The sequence below is a fragment of the Pedococcus sp. KACC 23699 genome, assembly GCF_045348425.1.
GTDB lineage: Bacteria > Actinomycetota > Actinomycetes > Actinomycetales > Dermatophilaceae > Pedococcus.
This window is the reverse complement of the sequence record NZ_CP157483.1, coordinates 1,369,438-1,392,762: the sequence shown is the minus strand read 5'-3', so window position 1 is coordinate 1,392,762 and position 23,325 is coordinate 1,369,438. Positions and strand designations below refer to the sequence as shown.

The window sequence follows — 23,325 nt, the reverse complement described above, 5'->3', positions numbered from 1 at the left end:
ACGGCCGCCTGCAACAGCTCCGGGTCCGGTCTGACCAACCACGACCCGAGGTCACAATCATCGACCGTCCTCAAGAGCCACCGCAGGACGCCGCGGCGACCGCGGCCTCGTTGCCGGAGCGTCGAATGACTGGACTCCGAGGATGGGCGGCGGGACCAGCGCCCAGCTGTACCAGGAGGTTTCGCCGGGGCGCGTCCGTACCGACATTGCGTGCTGACCCTGGAAGCCCGATCCATCCCTCGCGCTTGTAGATCATGCTGCGGGCGGACACGAGGGTGCAGGCGCCGCACGTTGTCCGTGGAGTCACAGAGCAGACGCCGAAGAGCGGGTCAACGAAAGACCTCCTCGAGTACATCGATGGTGGTCCACCGGGGCACGTCGCACCAGCTCGACATGTGACCGAGCCGTTGGCCGCGGTGTGGCGTCGCTTCGAGGGGGGTTGCATCAGAGCGTCAGCCCACCGAATAGGAGTTCCGTGTGGGTGATGGCAATTCAAGAGAGCGATCAGACTGACTTCATGACATCGGCATGGGAGCACGTCGCGCCCCACGGGCGGGAGGGGTTGGGACGCCGTGAGCGAACGCGGGCCAGAGCGGGGTGGGCGCGATCAGTTGGGATAGAACTAGATCCGCGCAGATCGCTGAAGGAGTGAACGGATGAATGTTGGACAGGTGGCAGCTCGGTGCAGGGGGCAGATCCCGTGGTGCCGCGCCCACCTGGACTCCCCCGTTGTGGGGCGATCCTCGCGCCAAATGCGTCTCCTCGAAGGCCGCCCGCGATACAACGCGGCCTCGGTGAAGAACGAGTGACGCGTCACCCGAGGGTGACGCCAGGTGTCACGGGCAGCCAGCATCCGGCGTACCGGCCGCGGCTGATCAGCAGGTGTAGCTGGCCGTGGATGATGGCGCTGGCCGAGGCGGGGGCGCTGGTGGGCGAGGCGTAGTAGGCGCTGCGCCGGGCAGTTGGGGTTCCGAAGGAGTCGTATTGGTATGCGGTCCAATTGCCGTGTTGCAGCCGGACCTGGCGATCCGGGAAGTAGTTGTGCCGCAGAAGGATCGAGCGTTGGTACGTGGATGGCCACGCTTCGGGCACCCACCATCCTTGAAAGGCTCCCTTGGTCATGTGGTAGTAGATCCCGTGGTTGCGAATCCGTCGACGCTCGTCGTTGGGAGCGCTCGAGGAAGCGGGTAACCGTCGAGACATGGACGAGGTGACTCCTCCGGCGCCGTCGAACTTGTAGGCAGGATGGGTGCCGGCGGCGAAGAAGATGCTTCCAGGCTGGCTGGCGACCGGATAGTCACTGCGGAAGAGGTCTGCAGCCTGGGCGAATCGCGACTGTGCTGTCAGGTATTGGAGCTGCAGTAGTTGCCGGGTGTGGACGTCGTGGTAGTAGGGGTTGCGAATCACGTGAAGCAGTGAGTATCGGCTGATCCAGCCGGGGGCCCGAAATACCCTGCTTGCGTAGGCATCCACCGTGGTGGCGCCGCCGTCAAAGAATCGCACAGCGAGTGCGCGTGCGGCCGTGGTCTCGGTGAAGGCCGGCGCCAGCCGCCAGTAGTCGTGCAGACCGTAGAGAGCGAAGATGCTTCCGTTGAGGACACGCTCGCTGCGGAATTCCGGGTCGCGGGGATACTCTTCCAGCCAAAGGTAGCCGGACGCGTCGACGTGGGTGACCCATGGCTGACCAGCAAGAGGCGCAAGGGTGAGGCTGGCCAGCGTCTGGACGGCTGCGGCACGCCATTGCTGCTCACCGGTTACCGCCCACAGCCTGATGAACAGGCTCAGAACACCTCCTTGCGCCATCGCGCTGTACCAAGGAGCGCGCATCAGTACGGACTTGTCCCCGGCCAGGACAAAGTCAATGGGGTACGGAAACCACAAGGCGCCCCGCGAGGCGACACTGGTGTCGAGGAGGTGCTTGCCCGCCGCCTGTGCGCGGTCAAGATAGAAGTCGTCACCGGTGAGGCGATAGCTCTCCAGCTGCTGGATTCCCCAGACAGCCTGATTGGATGGGTGGTCGTATGCCTTGCCGTTCAGGTAGCGCAGCGGCACTCCCGCGGCGGTACTCGGCACGGGGGTGGTCTTCGTGGCGGGCGTCTTCAGCTCGTACGGCAGCGGCGCTCGCGCATTCATGACCGGTTGGATGCCTGATCTGTTGAACGTGGCGAGGGTCGTGGCCGCCCTTGGCGAGGCGAGCGACTGGCTCCGCTCGACTGCGGCGACGTCACGACTGGGGGGAAAGACAGTCCCGAGCTCCAGCGGATCCGGCATGCTCGGGGGCACCGAGCCGGCCGCTACGTCGTGTAATGCCGACTCGAAGTGGGACACAACGACGGCGTGAGCCGTGGTCGATCCCGTGATGTCGTTGTGATCGACCGAAGCATCAGCGGCCTGCGGCAGCGACACTGCAAGCAAGGCAGTCGCGAGGATGATGCAGAGCGGGCCTGTCAAGGATTTCACGTCGTCCTCCCCCAACGATTCGAATCGAAGACCCGCACCTCCCTGGCTAGGAGAGCGGGACCCCTTGGGCCCGCGGACGTAGGGTCGGGGGTCTGGAGATGCGTCGAATCAACCCTGGGTGGGGCCCGCCTGGACCCATCTGGCGCGGGCACGAACCGTGCCGGTGCGACCGATCAGCCAGTGCGCCGACCCCGCCCTGCGCGTCTCGGGCCAACCCACCGTGCAGGGTCTGCGCCGACACCGACGATGCGGCCGCGACCTCCATCACCGTGCGGCCGTCATCAATGACGCCCAGCACCGCCTTGTACCTCGGCTGCACCACGCTCATCTCCCCCATGAATGAGTCTCAAGGATCTTCAGTAGCAACTGTCAACATCAACCGAAACGCTGTCAGTCATCAGCAGAAGATCAAACATCATGCAAAGTGTCGTACAACGTGGAGTACCACATCGGAAGTGACTTCCGGGCGGGTCCAAAGACCCTAGGCGCAGTCATGGGTTTGTTGCTTTCTGGAGATGCAGGGTGCCGAGCTTCTACGGCGTGTGGCCAGCAGGCGGGGCTGGGGCTCATCAGCTGGCCGAACTGTCCCAAGGGCATGGGCATACCGACGCGCATCTCCAAGGGCGACGTCATGCCGTCACCGACGACAGGGTTGGCCGTCATCGGCCTGACCAACGGCCCCGGCTTCTACGTGAACCCCTGCCTGAAGTCCGAGGTCGACTGGGCCAAGAAGAACCACCGCCGGACCGGCATGTACGCGATGACGACCTACCCGACGGGTGGACAGCTGGCGAAGTACGGGTCATCGGGTCCGTGGAAGGGCGGCGACATTGTGTCCCGCCTGCGCAACGCGGGGTACGCCCAAGCGAAGTTCAACGTCGTCAAGGCACGGAACGCGGGACTGCACAACACGTTCCTCTGGGTCGACGTCGAGGACTACCCGGTCGCACCGTGGACGACCAGCACGGCGAGGAACCACGCCGTGGTCGAGGGGGTCGTGCGCGGGTACAAGGATGCGTCTCGGTGGGCTTCTACTCATCGTCCGGATGTGGAACTCCATCACGGGCAGCTGGCGCCCCGGGCTGCCGTTGTGGGACTCCGTCGGGCCATCGAGCTCGCGAACGGCGACAGCCCACTGTGCCGTCGCGTCCTTCACCGGCGGTCCTCGTGTCATGACGCAGTGGCGGACGACCGAGGCGGCCCAGGACTTCGACATCACCTGCCCCGGCGTCAACGGAACGACGCCCACCTGGTCGCCCTTGTATGCGTACCGCAGCACCATCCTGCGCGTCGGCAGCACGGGCTCCGCGGTGAAGGCCATCCATATACGGCTCGCGGTCACGCCAACCGCCCACTACGGCAACGTCGCCCGGTCGAAGGTGATCGAGCTGCAGAGGGCGCACGGACTGCGTCAGACCGGCGTCATGACGGCCGCCGAGTGGAAGGCCGCTGGGCCCTCATCGTCACACCCGCCAGGGCCTCGGCCCTGGGTCGCTACTTCGTGCAGTACTGACAGAGCGGTACCGAGTGCAGTCTGCTGTCAGGTGCGAGCGAGGTGACTGAAGTCAGCAGCACGCGTTGGCGATGGGTCAGTACGGAGACGTTCGCGCCAGCTGCAAGGCCCGGTTCATGTCGAACGGGGAGGCCTGCCGGTAGAGCCACGGCCGCCCGAACCACAGGTAACCGTCGACGTAGGTCCGCGCGAGGTTGCTGGTGCTCGCCGAGAGGTGCCACACGGTGTGCGCCACGTTGGGCGTGGGCGGAATGCCGAGCTTCACGCACGTGCTGGTGTCGGTCGCGGACCGGCACACCCACGCGTTGTCCGGGTCCGGGCCGGTGTAGCTGCCGAACGCGAAGGGGTGCCCCGACGACGACGTGTTGATCACCACGTGCTTGTTCCGGATACCTCGCGCAGCCAACGCCTGCACGATCGCAGCGCTACGCTTGATCTCACTGTCCGTGCTCGAGTAGTGCGTCGAGTTCAACGCGATCCCGCGCGCGTACTCGATGCCTGCCGGAAGAACGATCTTGAGCGCAGTGGGAACCCCGCCCTGACCGGGAGCGGGCCAGTCAGAAGACCCTGCATCGATGTACACACTCGTGTGCGGCAACGAACTGAACTTCTTCGCCGAGTACTTGATCAGGCTCGACGGGACCAGGGACTTGCCCGGCGCGCACAGCGCGAACGGCCCGTCAGGCTGCAGGATGATCGCCGTGTGCGCGCTCCCGATGGCCCCGGCCATCAGGTCGGTCCATTGCTTGTACGACGCCTGCTCGGCCGCCGTGGGGAGCCGCTTGCAGGCCTCGCCCTCCCACGGAACCATCCGGAACACCGCGATCTGGACCAGCGCCTCCGGGTTCCCCGCCTGCGCGTTCGAGATGTACGACCGCGTGCGGGCGGCGATGTCCTTGTTCGGGATCCACGCCCCGAACCACACCGCCTTGGGACGGAGCGCGATCTTGCCCAGCAACGTCTTGTTCGTTCCCGTCGCTGCCGCATATGGGGGCCACGCCATGTCGGACGCCCCCTTGTACACGCCCCAGGGGCGGCCCGCCAAGGGGTTGGTCGACGTGGTCGTTGCCGCGACCGGTTCGACCTGGAGTGGCGTGGGCCGCTCAGGCTGTGGGTCGGCAGATGTGCCGGCCGTGGCGCATCCAGCTGCCAGGACCATGGCCGCTGCGGCCACCGGAGTCAGCAGCTGTCGAAGGGTGGGACGCGCGAACATCTGACGAGGCTTCATGGCCACTCTTTCCCTGCGTTCCGGGGCCTGTGGGGGGAGGGCGCGCGTGAGCGCGTCCGCGTTGGCCGCCACCACACCTTACGGACGTCGTTGGGCCACTAGCGGCTAATCAACGGAAATGTCGACCGATGGTTGGGGGTCACGGTCCGAACGGATGACAGGTCGGATGGCGCGTCGTGGCTTGGCGCGCCGGTCATGAGGTCGCGAGCTCGTCTGGACCGGTGTTCGCGGAGTCCTCACGCGGGGACATGGCCACCCGAGGGGGAGTTGATCTGGTGCAGCTCGACGTCGCCCAGGACGCCGTCGTGAACGCTGGTGGTCATGTACGTGCAGAACGGCTGGCGACGACGGTCGGTGGGTGAGCCCGGGTTGAGCAGCCGCAGTCCTCGCGGTGTGGACGTGTCCCACGGGATGTGGCTGTGCCCGAAGACGAGGACGTCGAGATCGGGATAGTTTGCCTCGCAACGCATTTCGCGCCCCTTCGCCTGGCCGGTCTCGTGGACGACACCGAAGCGCAGTCCCTCGATCTCGAGCTCGGCCAGCTCAGGGAGCCGCTTGAGCAGCTCGCCGTGGTCGTTGTTGCCGGCCACCCCGACGAGGCGACGGGCCCGCGCCTCCAGTGCGTCGAGCAGCGCGACATCGACCCAGTCGCCGGCGTGGAGGACGACGTCGGCCTCGTCGACTGCATCCCACACCTTGCCCGGCAGGTCCTTGGCGCGCTTGGGCAGGTGGGTGTCGGCGAGCAGGAGCAGCCGGGTGGTCATGTGCAGTTACGAGCGGGGTCAGGACGCCGGGCGGGTGCGGGCGACGAGGTCGCGCAGGACGATGGTGAGTGCGCGAGGGCTGAACGGCTTGAGGACGTACTCGTCCGCGCCCGCCTCCAGCCCGTCCTGTCGGTCCTCCGGACGCGCCATCGCGCTGAGCATGACGACAGGAGTCGCCTCGAGGTAGCGGTGCGCGCGCATCGCTCGGACCACGTCGAGGCCGCTGATCCCGGGCATCCGCACGTCGAGCACCACGACGTCGGGCTTGAGCCCGTCGGCGATGAGCGTCATGGCCGCCTCGCCGCAGTCCGCAGGCACCGGGTCGAGGCCCGCCTTGGCAGCGGAGAGGGACACCAGGTGCCTGATGTCGTCGTCGTGCTCGACGACGAGAGCAACCGCCATGACCTGCCCTTCGTGCTCGTTCGGTGTCGGTGTGGCTCGTGCCAGCGTGACAACGTTGTCACCTCATCGGCCGCCCCGAGGTGAACGTGAGGGAGCGGTGCGCAGAAGGGACTGAACGGACGAGGACGAAAGCCGCAAAAGAGTATGCCGCGTGGCGCGGTCCCTCCCGCGCCCGCCCCGGTGCAGGGCGCAAGCACCCCACGCGAGGCGTGGGACCGGCCCCACGCGCGGTGCGCGCGTCGCCTCATGCGAGCCGGGCGCGCGTCGCCTCATACGAGCCGGGCGCGCCGCCACAACCGGGCCGACGGGCCGCCGATCAGGCCGGCGTCGGCGAGGAACGTCGTCAGGTTCTCCGCACTCGCGCGCAGCTTGCCGGCGTAGTGGTCGTTCGTTCGGGCGGCCGCGACGGCGACGTCCGGGTCCAGGCCGACGACGGCATAGGCGTCCCGGTGGACGAGGTTGTCGATGATGATGTTGGCGACGATGCCAAGGACGAGTCGCTGCTGACCACGCTGCGCGCGTGACATTCCGGCGGCCCGGCGGGCGATCTCCTCGCGGGCGAACCGCATGTGCCGCGCCTCCTCGATCACGTGGATCCGGCTGACCGCCCGGGTCAGGGGTTGCACGCGTTCGTCGGCGATGAGCTCGCGCTGGAAGATGTCGAGCACCTCCTCGGCCACGAGGATCGAGGCGAACAGGTTGGGCCCGTGGGCCAGCGTCTTGAACAGCCGGCCCAGCTGGTGGGAGAGGTGCTCGGGTCGGTAGGAGGGCGCTCCGTACTTCTCCGCTGTCTTCGCGAACATGATCGAGTGGCGGCACTCGTCCGCGATCTCGGTGAGCGCGAACTGCACGTGCGGGGTCGCCGGGTCCTGGTCGTAGATGTCGCGCAGGATCATCTGCATGAGAATCGTCTCGAACCAGATCCCCACACCGGAGACCGAGCAGAACTCGTGCTCGGTGAGCCGGAACCGCTGCTCCTCGTCGAGTGAGTCCCACAGGGGCGTGCCGTAGAGCGAGGACCACTCGGGGCTCAGTCCGTAGAGGCCCTCCTCGAGCGGTTCGGACCAGTCGATGTCGACCTGCGGGTCGTAGGAGTGCTTCGCGGCGGACGCGAGCAGTCGACGGGCGGTCGTGTCGCGGTCGTGCCGGGGCTGGATGCGCGCCAGGCGGGTGGCTGCGTCCTCAGCAGAGCTGGGGGGTGCGGTCTTCACGGTGGTCATGGGAGGTCTCCCTAGGTGTAACCGTCAGTAACAGTTACCATGGTTAGCGTGAAGTCTGGAGAAGTCAAGGGCGCGCCGGACGAGGTCCCCGACGACGGTGGCCCCGGAACGCGGCCCGACGGTCGCCGGGACCGCTGGAAGGCGCACCGCGCCGAACGGCGCCGCGAGTTCGTCGACGCCGCGATCGCCGCGATCCGCGCCGTGGGACCGCGCATCAGCCTCGACGACGTGTGTGCTCAGGCGAAGGTCACTAAGCCGGTGCTCTACCGCCACTTCCGCGACAAGGACGACCTCCACCGGGCGGTCCTCGACCAGGTGGCCACCCACCTCGTGATCCCGCGGATCACCGGCGAGCTGGCCCGCGTCCACGGGGACGACCGGGACCTGCTGCGAGCGGCGATCGGGGCGTATGTCGCGCTGGTGCGCGAGGAGCGCGACCTCTACCGCTATGCCATGGCGCACAACGGGCTCGGCGACGGTGGCGACTTCGTCGGCAGCGTCGAGGCGTCGATCGCCGGCGCCGTCGGGATGCTCCTCACTGCGCGTCAGGACGAGCCGGCCGACGACGCAGAGACCGTCGCCTTCGGCATCGTCGGCATGGTCCAGCTCGCGACCAACCGGTGGCTCGACCGACCCACGGTCAGTGAGGAGTCCCTCATGACCACCCTGACCGAGCTCGCCTGGACGGGCCTGGCGCCCAGGGTCGAGGGCGCCCGGACTGACGCCACGGACTGACGCCACGGACTGACGCCACGAACCGCCTTCGCGTACGCATCGAGCGGACGGCGTGCGCTGCTGGGACACTGGGGGCGATGAGAAACGAGCCCAGCGGCCGGCCAGGCCCTCGACGTCCCGCGTTCTTCAGCCCTGCCGCCATGGAGTCCCGGGGTGGCACTGTCCCCGACCCCGCGCAGGTGACCGAGATCGCGCACGAGACGGCCGCCGTCCTCGTCGGCACGGGCCGCGCCTCCGACGACCCGGCGCTCACGGCCCGTCTCGTCGCGCTGGTCGACGACCTCGGCCTGTCGACCGTCGCCGAGCTCTGGGCCGACCGGCCGCCCCGCAGCCTGCCCGGGGCGCTGTGGCGGCTCTACGCGTTGCGGGAGTGGGTGCAGCGCGCGCCGCAGGAGGCCGCCTCCGACTACGCCGCCGGCATCCGCTTCACCGACGTCAACCACGTCGTCGCCGGTGTCGCCGAGCCGCCCGGCCCCGCGGAGCTGCGTGAGCTCACCGACTCGATCTTGCGCGGTGTGTTCGCCGGGGACTTCGCGGTGGCGCTGCAGCGCGCCGCGGCGTTCTGCCGGGTCGTCGCAGCGGGCCGTGCCGACCGCGCGCACACCACGGACGTGCAGGATCGTGACGCCGCCGGGATGCAGACCCAGCGCGCCGCGTCGATGCTCTCCACCGCGGGTGACCTCGAGGTGTGCGCCACGCTCTGGCGTTCCGGCGAGCTGCTCTGAGAGGTGCGCCGCGGGCGCGTCCGACCACCCGGCATACCGCTGCGCAGCCGTCCGCCACCCCCGGAAGGGGTTCTCCACAAGGGGCCGAACGGGGGAACAGTCCGGGCGGGAGCGGGGTTATGGTTTGGTGTGCGCCGGGCCGCGGTAGCCCCGGGTCCCAAATTAAGCCGCCACGAGCGGCCTCGTGCCGTGAGGCGCTCCCGGCCCGGCGCACACTCCTCGCGCAGTGCCGGACCTCTCGCAGCCGACGTGGGTCAGGCCGGAGGCGACGCGCCCGGGCAGACGCCGTCGTGCTCTGCGGCGTCCCGCCGGGAGACCTGCCGCGAACGCCGACCCGGCCCGCTCCACCCGCACGTCCGGCAGACGGCATGGCTGAAGGAACCCCGGTCCTCGACCTCCGTCGGCTCGCCCATCTGGGCGCCGTCGACCTCGTGCGGCATGGATTCATCATCCGACATCGAACTTAGTGACTAGTCATTCCGGTCCGGACGTGACCCAGATGGGTGGTTAGTGGCTTGCGCGGGTCAAGACATCGCAAACAAATGTCCGGGTCTTCCCCAGACTCCGTTAGCGTTTTGCCATGACCACGGACCCGCACGCCGGTGCAGAGCTCACCGATGATGCGCTCCAGCACGAGATCGAGCTGGTCGGTGACCTCGTCGTCGCGGCCTCGGCGAGCGAGCGGCCTCTCACCGATGACGAGATCGACCAGGCGCTGGGGATCGAACGCGCTCATTGCGCGGTCCCGGCGGACGGTGCCACGCACCGCAGCCACCCGCAGCGGGCCTGGACGCGGCAGAACGCCTGAACGTCCGGTGAACTACCGGTACCAGCCAGGTTGCACGATCGGTCCGGCTTGCCCGTAGCATCGTCCCCGGCCATCCCCCCGCACGACCGGAGAGAACCGTGGGCTTCCGCCTCACCCCCCAGGAGAACAGTTTCTATGACCTGTTCGCCAAGTCTGCCTCGTACCTCATCGACGGCTCCCGTGAGCTGACCACGATCCTCGGGGTCGCTCCCAGCGAGCGCGAGGCCGTGGCAGCGCGGATGCGCGAGATCGAGCACGCCGCCGACGAGGCGACGCACGAGATCATCCGCAAGGTCAACAGCTCGTTCATCACCCCGTTCGACCGTGAGGACATCCACGGCCTGGCGTCGACCCTCGACGACTGCATGGACCTCATGGATGCCGCGGTCGACCTGATCGTGCTCTACCGCATCGGCGACCTCCCGGCCGGCGTGTCCGACCAGGTCGAGGTCCTGTCGCGGATGTCCGAGCTCACGGCCGAGGCCATGCCGCGCCTGCGCTCGATGAAGGACCTCTCCGAGTACTGGATCGAGATCAACCGCCTCGAGAACCAGGCCGACCAGATCTACCGCGGTCTGCTCGCAGCCCTCTTCAACGGTGAGTACGGCGGCGACGCCATCACCATCATGAAGCTCAAGGAGGTCATCGAGGAGCTCGAGGCCGCCGCCGACGCCTTCGAGACCGTCGCGCACAAGGTCGAGAGCATCGCGGTCAAGGAGTCCTGAGTCCACCCATGGATTGGCTTCCGGTCGGAATCGTCATCGCCCTGGCGATGGGGTTCAACTACACCAACGGTTTCCACGACGCGGCTAACGCCATCGCGACCTCGGTCTCGACGCGCGCCCTCACCCCCCGCGTCGCCCTGGCGATGGCTGCCGTCGCCAACCTGCTCGGCGGCCTCATGGTCTGGATGTTCGGCCAGGTCGCGGCCACCGTGGGCAAGGGCATCATCGAGGCGCCGACGGGCAGCGAGGGCTTGGCCATCTGTGCGGCCGCGCTCATCGGCGCCATCGGCTGGAACCTGCTGACCTGGTGGTACGGACTTCCCTCGTCCTCGTCGCACGCCCTGATCGGTGGGCTCGTCGGTGCCGCTCTGGCGGCCGGTGCGACGGTGAAGTGGGATGGCGTCTGGCACAAGGTCGTGATCCCGATGGTCGTCTCACCGTTCGCCGGGATCATCCTCGGCTACCTCCTCATGGCGGCCATCCTCTGGCTGTTCCGGCGGGCGCAGCCCGGTCGGGTGTCGCGCGGCTTCCGCTACGCACAGACCGTCTCCGCGGCGTCGATGGCGGTGGGGCACGGTTTCCAGGACGCGTCCAAGACCGCAGGCGTGGTGGTCCTGGCCCTGACCGTGGGTGGCTACAGCTCGGGCGGCGAGGTCCCGTTGTGGGTGCTGCTCATCAGTGCCGTGGTCATCTCCCTCGGCACGTATGCCGGTGGGTGGCGGATCATGCGCACCCTCGGCCGGCGGATCATCCACCTCGACCCGCCCCAGGGCTTTGCCTCCGAGAGCTCGGCGGCGTCCATCCTCTGGATCGCTGGCATCGGCTACGGCGCGCCCATCTCGACGACCCACGTGATCACCTCCGCCATCATGGGTGTCGGTGCGACCAAGCGGCTCTCCGCGGTCCGGTGGGGCGTCGCCGGCAACATCGTGGGCGCCTGGGTGCTCACCTTCCCGGGGGCGGGCTCCGCGGCTGCGCTGACCTACTGGCTCATCCACCTGTTCCTCTGAGCACCCCCACCTGAAGCCCTCCCGCCTCACCCCGCCCAGCACCCACCCGGTGCTTTGTGCCAATAGCGCTCGTGCGATCGGCTCGACACGCCGTCCATGCCCAGCGTTGTTCGCACAGAGCGGTGCCGTGATGGGGCCGGGCAGGCGTCCACAAGGGCGGGCCTGCTGTCGTCCTATCCACAGCACAGCGCGGCCCACGCCGGGGATCGGGTGCACCGCGACACGGTGCCCAGATGGATGTCATCGCCTTCCAGGGCCTTCCCCAACCGTTCACCCCCCACGACGCCGCTGGCGTCGGCATCACCCGAGGGCAGCTGGTCCACGCCCTCTCGATCGCCGCGGTGGACCGCCTGGCCCGTGGACTGTATGCCGTGAACCACAGCTGGGAGCTCCTGTCGGCCGAGCGGCGCCACGCGGGACTGGCGCACGCTGCATACCGGACGGTCGGGGACGCCGTGCTCTCCCACCACAGCGCCGCTCTCCTCTGGGGCTTGCCGGTATCGCGTCGTGAGCAGGCGCGGGCGACGCTCACCGTCCTCGCCGACCGTCGCACGTCCGTCCGTGCGAGCTGGGTGCACCTCTATCGAGCCACGCTGAGGGAAGGGGAGGTCACCACGCTCAGCGACATCGAGCTCACCTCGCCGGCGAGAACGGTGCTCGACTGCCTGCGTTCGCTGCCACCTGGTGATGGCGTCGCCATCGGTGACGCGGCACTGAGGCTGGGCCTCGTCAGCTCAGGAGACCTCGCCACCGTCCTGCGTGGACAGGGTGGCTGGCCGGGGGCGAGGCGCGCCGGGCTGTGGCTGCCCCGCCTCGATGGACGACGGGAGACCTGGCTTGAGTCGTATTCGGTCGTCGCCCTGAGCCGGTTCGGGATCGAGCCGCCGGAGCCACAGGTCGAGGTGTTCGACGATCGCGGCTTGATCGGTCGGGTCGATGCGCTCTGGCTCGATGACGGTGTCGTCGGGGAGGCCGATGGTGTGGGCAAGTACCTGGGCGAGTTCGATGTTTCGGGACCCAGTGGCGAGGCGGCGGCGCAGCGGGTCGTGAGGGAGAAGGCTCGCGAGGACAGGCTGCGCGACGTCGGACTCGAGGTCGTCCGGTGGATGACCGGCGAGATCCTCCACTCACCCCAGGTCGTGGCTGGGCGTGTCAAGGCCGCGCAGCGTCGTGGTGAGGCCTCGCGGTTCCGCGGCCGGATGCGCCTCAGTCCATCGGTGCCGCCGCCTTGTGCCAGCAACACGCCTGACGCCCGGCGTGTCGCAGGGTTCTGACACGCGCTATTGGCACAAAGCGTGAGGGGTCTAGCCGAAACGGCCGGAGATGTAGTCCTCGGTGGCCTTGACGCTGGGGTTGTTGAAGATGCGCTGGGTGTCGTCGATCTCGACCAGCTTGCCGGGCTTGCCGGTCGCCGCGAGATTGAAGAACGCCGTGCGGTCGGAGACGCGGGCCGCCTGCTGCATGTTGTGCGTGACGATGACGATCGTGTACTTGCTCTTCAGCTCACCGATCAGGTCCTCGATGGCCAGTGTCGAGATCGGGTCGAGCGCGGAGCACGGCTCGTCCATCAGGAGCACCTGCGGCTCGACCGCGATGGCGCGGGCGATGCACAGACGCTGCTGCTGCCCACCGGACAGGCCCGCACCGGGCTTGGCCAGACGGTCCTTGACCTCGGTCCACAGGTTGGCCCCCCGGAGCGACTTCTCGACGACCTCGTCGAGGCGCTTCTTGCCCTTGACGCCGTTGAGCTTCAGCCCGGCGGCGACGTTGTCGTAGATGGACATCGTCGGGAACGGGTTCGGCCGCTGGAAGACCATGCCGACCGTGCGGCGAACGGCGACCGGGTCGATGCTCGATTCGTACAGGTCCTGGTCGTCGAGCATGACCTTGCCCTCGACCCGCCCGCCGGGAGTGACCTCGTGCATGCGGTTGAGGGTCCGCAGGAAGGTGGACTTGCCGCAGCCGGACGGGCCGATGAACGCGGTCACCGAGCGCGGCTCCACGGTCATGGTCACGCCTTCGACGGCCTTGAACGCGCCGTAGTAGACGTTCAGGTCGCTGACGTCGATTCGCTTGGCCATGAGGGTGATTCGTCCTTCGCTTGCGGGAGTTCAGGTTTCAGAACGGTCGGGGTGAATACGCCGGTATGGCGTTCGGCCCGCTACTTCTTCACGGAGCCGAAGCGCGAGACCACGCGACCGGCGACATTGAGCAGGAGGACGAGCAGGATCAGGGTGAGGGCGGACGCCCACATGCGGTCGACGGCAGGCTGCAGGACCTCGGTGCGGTCCTGGTTGATCATCGTCGGCAGGGTGGGCATGAGTCCACCGAAGAGGTCCGTCGCGATGGACTTCGTGTAGGGCCCGAGGATGAGCAACGGGGCCGTCTCGCCCATGACCCGAGCGAGGCCGAGCAGCACACCGGTCACGATGCCGGAGAAGGCGGTCGGCAGGACGACCCGCATGACGGTCTTCCACTTCGGCACGCCCAGCGCGTACGACGCCTCGCGGAGCTCGTTGGGCACGAGCTTGAGCATCTCCTCGGTGGAACGGACGATGACCGGGATCATGAGCAGCACCAGGGCGAGGCAGACCGCGAACCCGACCCGCTGGAGGCCGAACGTGGTCACCCACAAGGCGTAGATGAACAAGCCGGCGACGATGGACGGGACACCGGTGAGGATGTCGACCATGAACGACACCGTCTTGGCCAGTCGGCCACGGCCGTACTCGACGAGGTAGATCGCCGTGAGGATGCCGATCGGCACCGAGATCAACGCGGTGACCATGCCCTGGATGAGCGTGCCCTGGATGGCGTGGACCGCGCCGCCACCCTCTCGGCGGGAGGTGATGCCGCGCTGGGAGTTGGTCCACCACTGGGCGTCGAGGAGCAGGTGGTACCCCTTCGAGCCCACGGTCCACAGGATCCAGACCAGCGGGATCAGGGCGAGCAGGAACGCACCCCACATCACGGCGCGGGCGATCTGGTCCTTGACGGCACGACCACGAGCCCTGTGGCCGAGGCCGGTGGGGAGGCCGCCACGTGACTCAGGCGGAGCCGCGGCCGAGGTGGCGCGGGGGTCGACGGTCCCCGTGGAGGTGGTGCTGGAGGTCGTCATTCGCTGAAGGCCTTCCTGCGCTCGATGACGATGCGCGCGATGGCGTTGACGACGAAGGTCAGGATGAAGAGCACGAGACCTGCGGCGATGAACGCGCCCGCCTTCTGGGGGGTGTCGAACTCGGCGGCGTTGTTGGCGATCCGCGAGGCGAAGGTCTCTCCGCCGTTGAGCAGGGAGAAGGTCCACTTCGACCCGTCGGGGAGGGTGGACAAGATGATCGTGACGGCGATCGTCTCACCGAGCGCCCGGCCGAGGCCGAGCATCGAGGCGCTGATGACGCCGGGCTTGCCGAACGGCAGCACCGACATGCGGATCATCTCCCACTTGGTGGCGCCGAGGGCCAGGGCGCCCTCGCGGTGGGTCAGCGGCGTCTGCGCGAACACCTCGCGCGACAGGGCGGTGACGATGGGCAGCACCATGATGGCCAGCACGATGCCGACGAACAGGATGGTGCTGCCGCCGCTGATCCCCGCGTCGGAGAAGAGGGGGAACCAGCCGAGCTTGTCGCGCAGGAAGCTCTGCACCGGCTCGAACACCGGGCCGAAGGTCCGCAGGCCCCAGATGCCGTAGACGATGGACGGCACGGCAGCCAGCAGGTCGATGACGCTGGCAGCAGGGCGGGACAGCCAGGACGGCGCGTACTGCGTGATGAAGAGGGCCACGGCGACGCCGACCGGCACGGCGATGAGCATCGCGATCGCGCTGGAGGTCACCGTGGTCCACAGCAGCTCGACGATCCCGAACCGCAGGTTGTTGCTGTCGTCGACGGCCCACTCGCGCGAGGTGAGGAAGCTGACCTTGTCGTTGGCGATCGCGGGGATGGCCTGCCACAGCAGGAACACGCCGACCAGGGTCACCAGGGCGATGACCAGGAGACCGGCGCCCTTGGCGGCGCCGCCGAAGAGGCGGTCACCGAGGCGGCCGGTCCCGGCGCCGTCACCGGTGAGCGGTGTGCGCCCGTGGGGTCCGGGGGTCTCGTCGGCCAGGGAAACGCCGGTCACTGATGACACGTGCTGCCTATCGCGATGGGGTGGATGGGAGACGACGGCGAGCCGAGGCTGGTGGTGGCCAGCCCCGGCTCACCCGGTGGGTCAGGACAGGGCGTCGATCGCCGTGTCGACCTTGGTGCGGACCTCGGTCGGCAGCGGTGCGTAGCCGATGCCTTCGAGCGAGGACTGGGTCTTCTCGGAGGCGAAGCTCTTCAGGAAGGCCTTGGTCAGCTTGGCCTTCGCCGCGTCCTTGCCCTTCGAGCAGACGATCTCATAGGTGACGAGGTTGATGGGGTAGGCCCCGGGAACCTTCGTGGCGTAGTCGAGCTTGAGGCGCAGGTCGTTGCCCTCGCCGTCGGGCTTCGCCGCGGCGATGGCCTTGCCGACCGACTCGCCGTTGAGCTCGACCGGGCCGGCCCCGTTGTCGACCTGGGCGATGCCCAGCTTGTTGTCCTTGGCGTAGGACCACTCGGCGTAGGTGATGCCACCCTCGGTGGACTGCACGGCGCCCGCGACACCGGCGGACTTCTCCTTGCCCTCGCCCTTGCCGGTCCAGGCCTTGCCCGGCTCGGCGGTCCACGCCGACGGGGCGGCGGCGTTGAGGTACTTGGTGAAGTTCTCCGTGGTGCCGGACTCGTCCGAGCGGAAGAACACCTTGATGGGCTCGGAGGGCAGCGTGACGCCGGAGTTGATCTTCGCGATCGAGGCGTCGTTCCAGGTCGTCACCTTGCCGTTGAAGATGTTGGCGATGACCTCGGGGGTCAGGACGAGCTTGTCGACACCCTTGACGTTGTAGGCGACGGCGATGGGGCCGGTCACCATGGGCAGGTTCCAGGCGGGCGAACCGCAGTACTTGGCGGCCTCGTCGACCTCGATCTTGCCGTCCTTCTCCGTCTTCTTGAGGGCGGAGTCGGAGCCGGCGAAGTCCACCTGGCCGGCGAGGAACTGCTTGATGCCCGCGCCGGAACCGGTCGGGTTGTAGTTGATGGTGGCGCCGGAGCAGGTGTCCTGGAAGGCGGAGATGGCCTCCTCGATGGCGTTCTTCTGGGCGGAGGAGCCCTCGGCGTTCAGGGTGCCCGTCGGGCAGTCGGACGAGCTCGAGCTGGCTGAGCCGGAGCCACCAGCGGTGGCGCCACTGTTGCTGTTGTTGTCGGAGCCACACGCCGTCAGCGCGAGGGAGCCGACCACGGCGACGCTGGCCAGCAGGCCGAAACGCTGGATCTTCACGGTGATGAAACCTCTCACAGGGGGAAACTTGGAGGCGGGCGGGATGCCCGACGACTGCGAAGGTAGGCAGGGCGAGTGACGCCGTGGTCCGTCGTGGGTGAACGCAGGGTGAACACCAGCCAGACATTGGTGGGCGCTGCACCGTCCCCCCGGCGGGTTCCACGTGAACGGGGGGTCATGACCCGGTCAGCAGCGGCCTGTCGGCTGGACGCGGCTCAGGGCAGGTGGCGCTCGACGGCGACCACGCGGGCGGTCGCGCCGGACCCCACCAGGTGGGCCACGAGGACCTCGCCCTTGCCCATGGAGTCGGCAGCTGCAGCGGCCAGGGTCGTGGTCACGGACGCGGCGTCGGGCTCGTCCGGGTGGACCAGGGCCTCGAGGGTGCCCAGCAGGTCCGGCAGCACCGGACCGTGACTGCACAGGGCCGCGGGGCCGCCGCGCTCGAGCAGGCGCCGGAGGTGACGGGAGGCGCGAGAGGGGTCCGCGGCATACCCCTCCTCGCTCAGGCCGTCCTTGATCCGCAGCGAGGTGCCGCTCGCGGCGGCATACGGGCGGACGGTGTCGGCGCAGCGTGCCGCCGGTGAGCTGACCAGGCGCCGGACGGCGTATGCAGCGAGCAGCCGCGACACCTCGGCTGCCCGGGCCCGCCCGGCGCGGTCGAGGGGACGCGTCAGGTCCTCGCCGGACCAGGCGCCGCGGGTGACCGCGTGCGCGTGGCGCACCAGGGCGAGTGGCCAGGTGATGAGCGTGCCGGCCTTGTCGGCGCGCACCACCGCGCGGAGCTGGTCGCGGTCGCGGGCGTAGTCGAGCCGGTCGGACGCACTGACCACGTCGAGCCAGCGGACCTCGTCGATCTCGTTGCGCAGGGGGCCTGGGGGCGTGGTCGCCTCCGCGGCCCAGTAGTGCACCGTCTTGGTCGCAGGGGTCCCGGCCGCGTCGAGGACGGTGTACTCCGCGGTGGGCAGCGGGCGCCCGAGGCTGACCTCCAGGGAGGTCTCCTCCTCGGTCTCCCTGACCGCAGCCACCGGCCAGGCCTCACCGGGGTCGAGCTTGCCCTTGGCCCACGACCAGTCGTCGTACTTGGGCCGGTGGACGAGCGCGACCTCGAGCTGTCCACGGCGTCGCCGCCATGGGACGGTCCCTGCGGCAGGGATGGGGGTGGTCAACGTCGGCGGGCCCTGCGCCGGCGCCGGGCGTGCTGCTCGATCATGGACGCCTGGAGGTCGGCCAGCGGCTGTCCCTCGGCGTCGAGGACCACGCGGGTCCACCGTCCGTCGCCGGAGAGCCGCCAGTGGGCGTACTGGTCGCTCATGCCGCGGGCCAGGATGGCCTGCAGGTCCTCGACGTGGCGGGGGTCGGAGAGGCGCACAAGGGCCTCGACGCGACGGTCGAGGTTGCGGTGCATCATGTCCGCGCTGCCCATGAACACCTCGGGCTCGCCACCGTTGCCGAAGTGGAAGACCCTGGAGTGCTCCAGGAACCGTCCGAGGATCGAGCGGACCTCGATGTTGTCTGACAGGCCCGGCACGCCGGGACGCAGTGCGCAGATGCCGCGCACCCAGACGTCGACGTGCACGCCCGCCTGCGAGGCGCGGTACAGGGCGTCGATGACCTGCTCGTCGACGATGGAGTTGACCTTGAACTGGACCAGCCCCCCGCGGCCGGCCTGCGCGTGCTCGATCTCGTTCTCGATGCGGTCGACCAGCCCGGAGCGCAGGGAGCGGGGGGCGACGAGCAGCCGCTTGAACTTGCTGCGCGGCGCGAACCCCGAGAGCTGGTTGAACAACCGGGCCAGGTCCTCCCCGACCTGGGGATCGGTCGTCAGCAGGCCGAAGTCCTCGTAGAGGCGCGCCGTCTTGCCGTTGTAGTTGCCCGTGCCGACGTGGCAGTAGCGACGCAGCGTGCCGTCGTTCTCCTGGCGCACCACCATGCAGAGCTTGGCGTGGGTCTTGAGCCCGACGATGCCGTAGACGACGTGGACGCCCGCGTGCTCGAGCTTGCGGGCCCAGGAGATGTTGTTCATCTCGTCGAACCGCGCCTTGATCTCGACGATCGCCAAGACCTGCTTGCCGGCCTCGGCCGCGTCGATGAGGGCGTCGATGATGGGGGAGTCGCCGCTGGTGCGGTAGAGCGTCTGCTTGATGGCCAGCACGTTCGGGTCGGCGGCCGCCTGCTCGATGAAAGACTGCACCGACGTTGAGAACGAGTCGTAGGGGTGCTGGAGCAGCACGTCCTTGTCACGCACGACCGCGAGGATGTCGGCCGCCTTCGCAGTCTCGGCGGGGGCGAGGTCGGGGTGCGACTGCCCGCGGAACGGCTCGAACCGCAGGTCCGAGCGTTCGAGGTCGGCGACGAGGTTGAGTCCGCGCAGGTCGAGCGGCGCGGGGAGCCGGTAGACCTCGCTGTCGCTGACACCGAGCTCGCGCACCAGCATGTCGAGCACGTGGTCGTCGATGGTCTCGTCGACCTCGAGGCGGACGGGCGGCCCGAACCGGCGCCGGGTCAGCTCCTTCTCCAGGGCGGTGAGGATGTTCTCGGCGTCGTCCTCCTCCACCTCGAGGTCCTCGTTGCGGGTCACCCGGAAGGTGAAGTGCTCCTGCACCTCCATGCCGGGGAACAGCATGTCGAGGTGTGAGGCGATGACGTCCTCCAACGGGACGAACCTCGTCGAGAACAGGTCCGTCGTCGCCGGCTCGCCGCTCTCGGGCTCGATGTGCAGCAGGCGGGGCAGCAGCGGCGGCACCTTGACCCGGGCGAAGTGCTCCTTGCCGGTCTTGGGGTTGACCAGCACGACGGCCAGGTTGAGCGAGAGGCCGGAGATGTAGGGGAACGGGTGCGCCGGGTCGACTGCCAGGGGTGTCAGCACCGGGAAGACGCGGTCGGCGAACAGCTCGGTCTGCAGGGCGCGCTCGGAGTCGCTGAGCTCGTCCCAGCGGACGATCGAGATGCCCTCGTCCTCCAGAGCGGGCTGGACCTTGTCCTTGTAGACCACGCTCTGCATGGCCTGCAGCTCGTGCGCGACCAGGGAGATCTGCTCCAGCACCTCACGCGGCTCGAGCCCGGACGCCGAGCGGACCGCCAGGCCCGTGGCGATGCGGCGCTTGAGCCCCGCCACCCGGACCATGAAGAACTCGTCGAGGTTGGACGTGAAGATCGCGAGGAACCGGGCGCGCTCCAGCAGCGGCACCGACTCGTCGGCCGCCAGCTGCAGGACGCGTTCGTTGAACTGCAGCCAGGAGATCTCCCGGTCGAGGAACCGGTCACCCGGCAGGCCGCTCTCGTCCGGCTGGCTCGAGGCGTGCACCACCCGCATGAACCTGCCGTTGGAGGCCCGCGGCTGGGCGCTCGCGATCGAGACCTCCTGCCCCGGGATGTCGTCGGCGCCGCTGCCGTCGTGGGACTCCGCGGCAAGGCTGCCGGCCACGTCGGCCGCACGGCTGGTCACACTCATGCGCTCATCCTGACAGTGGTTGGTGAACGGTGTGCGAATACATCACGTCCACCATGATGCTGCGGAACCCGAGCCCCGTGTAAGTCCGTATCGCAGCCCGGTTGTCGCCGTCGACGTAGAGGACCACCTCGGGCAGCCCGAGCGAGGCCAGGTGGGCGAGCCCGAGCGAGGTGACGGGGCGCCCCAGTCCGCGCCCCTGGTATGTCGGGTGCACCCCGACGACGTACACCTCTCCTGCCGGCCGGGTCGGGTCGATCGACGACGTCTCCTCGGGGTCGACCTTGGTCCAGTGGAACGCCGCGACCTCGTCGGGCTGCTCGTCGGCGACCACGAGGATGAAGCCGGCCGGGTCGAACCACGGCAGGGCCATCCGTTCCTGCAGGTCCTCCAGGGTCAGGCTCCCCTGCTCGGGGTGGTGGGCGAAGGCGGCCGCGTTGGTCGCCAGCCAAGCCTGCTCGTCCCGCCCCGGCTCGAACGCCCGTGCCGTGAACCCGGCGGGCAGGGCGCTCGCCGCCGGGTCGAGGTCGGCCTCGCCGAGCGGACGGGCCATCTTGTGCAGCTCGCGGACCGCGACCAGCCCGAGGCGGTCGGCCAGGGCCAGCGCTCCGGGCAGGCGGCCGTGGGACCACAGCCTGGCTCGAGGGGCCTGGGCGAGAGCAGCCTGCGCGAGGGCCGTCCCGACGCCGGCCCGGCGCGCGTCCGGGTCGACGAGGAGCTCGCCGGAGGCGGCTGGGTCGTCCGTCCCCTCGAGCTGGGCGTACCCCGTGAGCCGCTCCGCGGCATACGAGAGCAGGTGGCGGACCCGGCCGGGTCCGGAGGTGAGGTGGAGGACGCTCTGCTCGGACAGGGCGCTGACACCGTCTGCCGCAGTGCTCCGGGCGAGCAGGTCGCGCACCTGCTCGCGCTGGGTGTCGGTGAGGCTGTCGGTGACGTGGATGGCAGGTGAAGGCACGAAAAGCATTGCACCACGCATCTTCCTTTTGGGGCGACCGCCCCGTTAGCGTGCTCCGGGTCTGGCTACCGCCGGAACCAGCCCTTTTCGCACAAGGACGCATCCATGACCTCATCCCGCACCCGACGGCTGTCCAGCGTCGTCGCCGTCGCCGCGTTGGCCGCCTCAGGGGCCGCCTTCGTGAGCGGCAGCTCGCAGGCAGCACCCAATGGCCCCACGATGGACATCCAGCTGCTGTCGTTCAACGACTTCCACGGCAACCTCCAGCCGCCGGCCGGCTCCAGCGGCCGCGTCGTCACCGACCACAAGCTGGTCACCGACCCCAAGACCGGCGTGGTCTCGAGCGCGGACGTCACCACGGATGCCGGCGGGTCCGAGTACCTCGCCACGCACCTCAAGGAGGCCCGCCAGGGTCACCCCTACTCGCTGACCGTGGCCGCCGGCGACCTCATCGGTGCGTCGCCGTTCCTGTCGGCCGCGTTCCACGACGAGCCCACCATCGAGGCCATGAACGCCCTCAAGCTGGACGCGAGCGCCGTGGGCAACCACGAGTTCGACGAGGGCTACAAGGAGCTGCAGCGGATGGCTGACGGCGGCTGCCTCAACGACGGCGCCGGCGCGAACAACCAGGACTCCTGCCCCGGTGGCAAGACGTTCACGGGTGCCAACTTCGACTACCTCGCGGCGAACGTCGTCTACTCCGGCACCAACAAGACCATCCTGCCGCCCTACACGATCAAGAACATCAAGGGCGCCAAGATCGGCTTCATCGGCATGACGCTCAAGGACACCCCGTCCATCGTCACCCAGGCTGGTGTCGCAGGCCTGCAGTTCAAGGACGAGGTCGCGACCGCGAACGCGCTGGTGCCCGTCCTGAAGGAGCAGGGCGTCAACGCGATCGTCGTGCTCATCCACCAGGGCGGAACTCCGAACCAGCAGGTCTGGTACGGCCCGGACAACAAGCCCTACACGGTCAACCCGACCTACGACTACACCTGCGCCAAGGGTGGCAGCCTGGCCGCCGACAGCCCGATCCTGCCGATCGCCAAGGGCCTCGACCCGGCCATCGACATGATCGTCTCGGGCCACACGCACCAGCCCTACGTCTGCAACGTCCCGGACCCCAAGGGCCAGCAGCGCATGGTGACCTCGGCCTCGTCCTTCGGCCGCCTGTTCACCGACACCGAGCTGACCTACGACCGGCGCACGCAGGACATCGTCCGCACCTCGGTCAAGAGCGCCAACATGGTCGTCACCCGCGACGTCCCCAAGGACGCCGCGCAGACCAAGATCATCACGGACTACTCCGCCCTGGCCCGCCCCATCGCCAGCCGGGTGCTCGGCAAGATCACCACCGACGTCACCCGCACCGGCAACGCCGGTGGTGAGTCGGCGCTCGGTGACCTCATCGCCGATGCGCAGCTCGCCGACCCGTCGGTCGTCACCGGTGGCAAGGTGCCGCAGATCGCGTTCATGAACCCCGGTGGCATCCGCTCCGACCTGACGTACCTCAACAGCCCGTACAACGAGGCCCCGGGGGACATCACGTTCGAGGAGGCGTTCACGGTCCAGCCGTTCAACAACTACCTCGTGTCGCTCGACCTCACCGGTGCGCAGATCAAGCAGATCCTGTCCGAGCAGTGGACCTCGCCGAACTCCGGCTCGGGCACGAAGATCCTGCAGGTGAACAAGGCCTTCAAGTACACCTACTCGGGGACCACCCTCGGCGCGGTGACCCTGAACGGCGCCCCGCTCGTCGACACCCAGACCTACCGGGTGGTGACGAACAACTTCCTGGCCGGTGGCGGGGACAACTTCCCGACCATGGCCAAGGGGACCAACGTCTACTTCGGTGGACTCGACATCGACGCGTTCGCCAACTACCTGGAGAAGAACTCGCCGTACACCCCCGGTGCGCTCGACCGGATCACCAAGAACTGATCCGGCCCCCGGCACCGAGAAGGCGCCCCTCCCGTTCGCGGGAGGGGCGCCTTTCGT

Annotated in this window: 20 protein-coding genes; 8 read left to right on the top strand and 12 right to left on the bottom strand. The window is 68.6% G+C overall.

The window, feature by feature from the left end:
* Window positions 1-813: 813 nt before the first annotated feature.
* On the bottom strand, window positions 814-2,460 hold the full coding sequence (locus tag ABEG17_RS06475) for a D-glucuronyl C5-epimerase family protein (protein ID WP_406832462.1): 1,647 nt from the start codon (window positions 2,458-2,460) through the stop codon (window positions 814-816).
* A gap of 1,013 nt (window positions 2,461-3,473) precedes the next feature.
* On the opposite strand from ABEG17_RS06475, the gene ABEG17_RS06470 reads away from it, so the two are divergent.
* On the top strand, window positions 3,474-4,019 hold the full coding sequence (locus tag ABEG17_RS06470) for a peptidoglycan-binding protein (protein WP_406832461.1): 546 nt from the start codon (window positions 3,474-3,476) through the stop codon (window positions 4,017-4,019).
* Between the two features lie 30 nt (window positions 4,020-4,049).
* Here the strand turns inward: ABEG17_RS06470 and ABEG17_RS06465 are convergent, their stop codons facing one another.
* The 4 genes from ABEG17_RS06465 to ABEG17_RS06450 all read right to left on the bottom strand — a co-directional run bounded on the left by ABEG17_RS06465 (window position 4,050) and on the right by ABEG17_RS06450 (window position 7,587).
* Complete coding sequence (locus ABEG17_RS06465; RefSeq protein WP_406833146.1) at window positions 4,050-4,976, bottom strand: glycoside hydrolase family 6 protein; 927 nt, start codon at window positions 4,974-4,976, stop codon at window positions 4,050-4,052.
* A 461-nt stretch (window positions 4,977-5,437) separates the two neighbouring features.
* Window positions 5,438-5,965, bottom strand: coding sequence for a metallophosphoesterase family protein (locus ABEG17_RS06460; protein WP_406832460.1), 528 nt, complete (start codon window positions 5,963-5,965; stop codon window positions 5,438-5,440).
* 18 nt (window positions 5,966-5,983) lie between these two features.
* The gene (locus ABEG17_RS06455; RefSeq protein WP_406832459.1) at window positions 5,984-6,367 is read right to left on the bottom strand and encodes a response regulator transcription factor; all 384 of its coding nucleotides are present in this window, start codon (window positions 6,365-6,367) and stop codon (window positions 5,984-5,986) included.
* A gap of 269 nt (window positions 6,368-6,636) precedes the next feature.
* Complete coding sequence (locus ABEG17_RS06450) at window positions 6,637-7,587, bottom strand: diiron oxygenase (RefSeq protein WP_406832458.1); 951 nt, start codon at window positions 7,585-7,587, stop codon at window positions 6,637-6,639.
* A gap of 48 nt (window positions 7,588-7,635) precedes the next feature.
* Between ABEG17_RS06450 and ABEG17_RS06445 the strand changes: the two genes are divergently transcribed.
* The 6 genes from ABEG17_RS06445 to ABEG17_RS06420 all read left to right on the top strand — a co-directional run bounded on the left by ABEG17_RS06445 (window position 7,636) and on the right by ABEG17_RS06420 (window position 12,864).
* Window positions 7,636-8,322 (top strand): TetR/AcrR family transcriptional regulator, encoded by a 687-nt coding sequence (locus tag ABEG17_RS06445; RefSeq protein WP_406832457.1) that lies wholly within the window; start codon window positions 7,636-7,638, stop codon window positions 8,320-8,322.
* Window positions 8,323-8,399: 77 nt separating this feature from the next.
* On the top strand, window positions 8,400-9,047 hold the full coding sequence (locus tag ABEG17_RS06440) for a hypothetical protein (RefSeq protein WP_406832456.1): 648 nt from the start codon (window positions 8,400-8,402) through the stop codon (window positions 9,045-9,047).
* A 580-nt stretch (window positions 9,048-9,627) separates the two neighbouring features.
* Window positions 9,628-9,855, top strand: coding sequence for a hypothetical protein (locus tag ABEG17_RS06435; RefSeq protein ID WP_406832455.1), 228 nt, complete (start codon window positions 9,628-9,630; stop codon window positions 9,853-9,855).
* 98 nt (window positions 9,856-9,953) lie between these two features.
* Window positions 9,954-10,580, top strand: coding sequence for a DUF47 domain-containing protein (locus ABEG17_RS06430; RefSeq protein ID WP_406832454.1), 627 nt, complete (start codon window positions 9,954-9,956; stop codon window positions 10,578-10,580).
* Window positions 10,581-10,588: 8 nt separating this feature from the next.
* Complete coding sequence (locus ABEG17_RS06425; RefSeq protein WP_406832453.1) at window positions 10,589-11,590, top strand: anion permease; 1,002 nt, start codon at window positions 10,589-10,591, stop codon at window positions 11,588-11,590.
* 233 nt (window positions 11,591-11,823) lie between these two features.
* Window positions 11,824-12,864, top strand: a complete 1,041-nt coding sequence (locus tag ABEG17_RS06420; RefSeq protein WP_406832452.1) for a hypothetical protein — start codon at window positions 11,824-11,826, stop codon at window positions 12,862-12,864.
* A 30-nt stretch (window positions 12,865-12,894) separates the two neighbouring features.
* Here ABEG17_RS06420 and pstB read toward each other — a convergent pair whose 3' ends face one another.
* The 7 genes from pstB to mshD all read right to left on the bottom strand — a co-directional run bounded on the left by pstB (window position 12,895) and on the right by mshD (window position 21,327).
* Window positions 12,895-13,671 carry a phosphate ABC transporter ATP-binding protein PstB gene (pstB, locus tag ABEG17_RS06415; protein ID WP_406832451.1) on the bottom strand — a complete coding sequence of 259 codons (777 nt, stop codon included), beginning with the start codon at window positions 13,669-13,671 and terminating at the stop codon, window positions 12,895-12,897.
* Between the two features lie 80 nt (window positions 13,672-13,751).
* Entirely contained in the window at window positions 13,752-14,708 is a 957-nt protein-coding gene (gene pstA, locus ABEG17_RS06410) for a phosphate ABC transporter permease PstA (protein WP_406832450.1), read from the bottom strand.
* Window positions 14,705-15,718 (bottom strand): phosphate ABC transporter permease subunit PstC, encoded by a 1,014-nt coding sequence (gene pstC / locus ABEG17_RS06405; RefSeq protein WP_406832449.1) that lies wholly within the window; start codon window positions 15,716-15,718, stop codon window positions 14,705-14,707. Before pstC ends, pstA begins: the two co-directional genes overlap by 4 nt.
* A gap of 81 nt (window positions 15,719-15,799) precedes the next feature.
* The gene (gene pstS / locus ABEG17_RS06400) at window positions 15,800-16,924 is read right to left on the bottom strand and encodes a phosphate ABC transporter substrate-binding protein PstS (RefSeq protein WP_406832448.1); all 1,125 of its coding nucleotides are present in this window, start codon (window positions 16,922-16,924) and stop codon (window positions 15,800-15,802) included.
* A gap of 215 nt (window positions 16,925-17,139) precedes the next feature.
* Window positions 17,140-18,090, bottom strand: coding sequence for an NUDIX domain-containing protein (locus tag ABEG17_RS06395; protein WP_406832447.1), 951 nt, complete (start codon window positions 18,088-18,090; stop codon window positions 17,140-17,142).
* Window positions 18,087-20,375: an RNA degradosome polyphosphate kinase gene (locus tag ABEG17_RS06390; RefSeq protein ID WP_406832446.1), complete on the bottom strand. Its 2,289-nt coding sequence runs from the start codon at window positions 20,373-20,375 to the stop codon at window positions 18,087-18,089. Before ABEG17_RS06390 ends, ABEG17_RS06395 begins: the two co-directional genes overlap by 4 nt.
* 4 nt (window positions 20,376-20,379) lie before the next feature.
* Window positions 20,380-21,327, bottom strand: a complete 948-nt coding sequence (gene mshD, locus ABEG17_RS06385; protein ID WP_406832445.1) for a mycothiol synthase — start codon at window positions 21,325-21,327, stop codon at window positions 20,380-20,382.
* 105 nt (window positions 21,328-21,432) lie between these two features.
* On the opposite strand from mshD, the gene ABEG17_RS06380 reads away from it, so the two are divergent.
* Complete coding sequence (locus ABEG17_RS06380) at window positions 21,433-23,268, top strand: bifunctional metallophosphatase/5'-nucleotidase (RefSeq protein WP_406832444.1); 1,836 nt, start codon at window positions 21,433-21,435, stop codon at window positions 23,266-23,268.
* Window positions 23,269-23,325 lie beyond the last annotated feature (57 nt).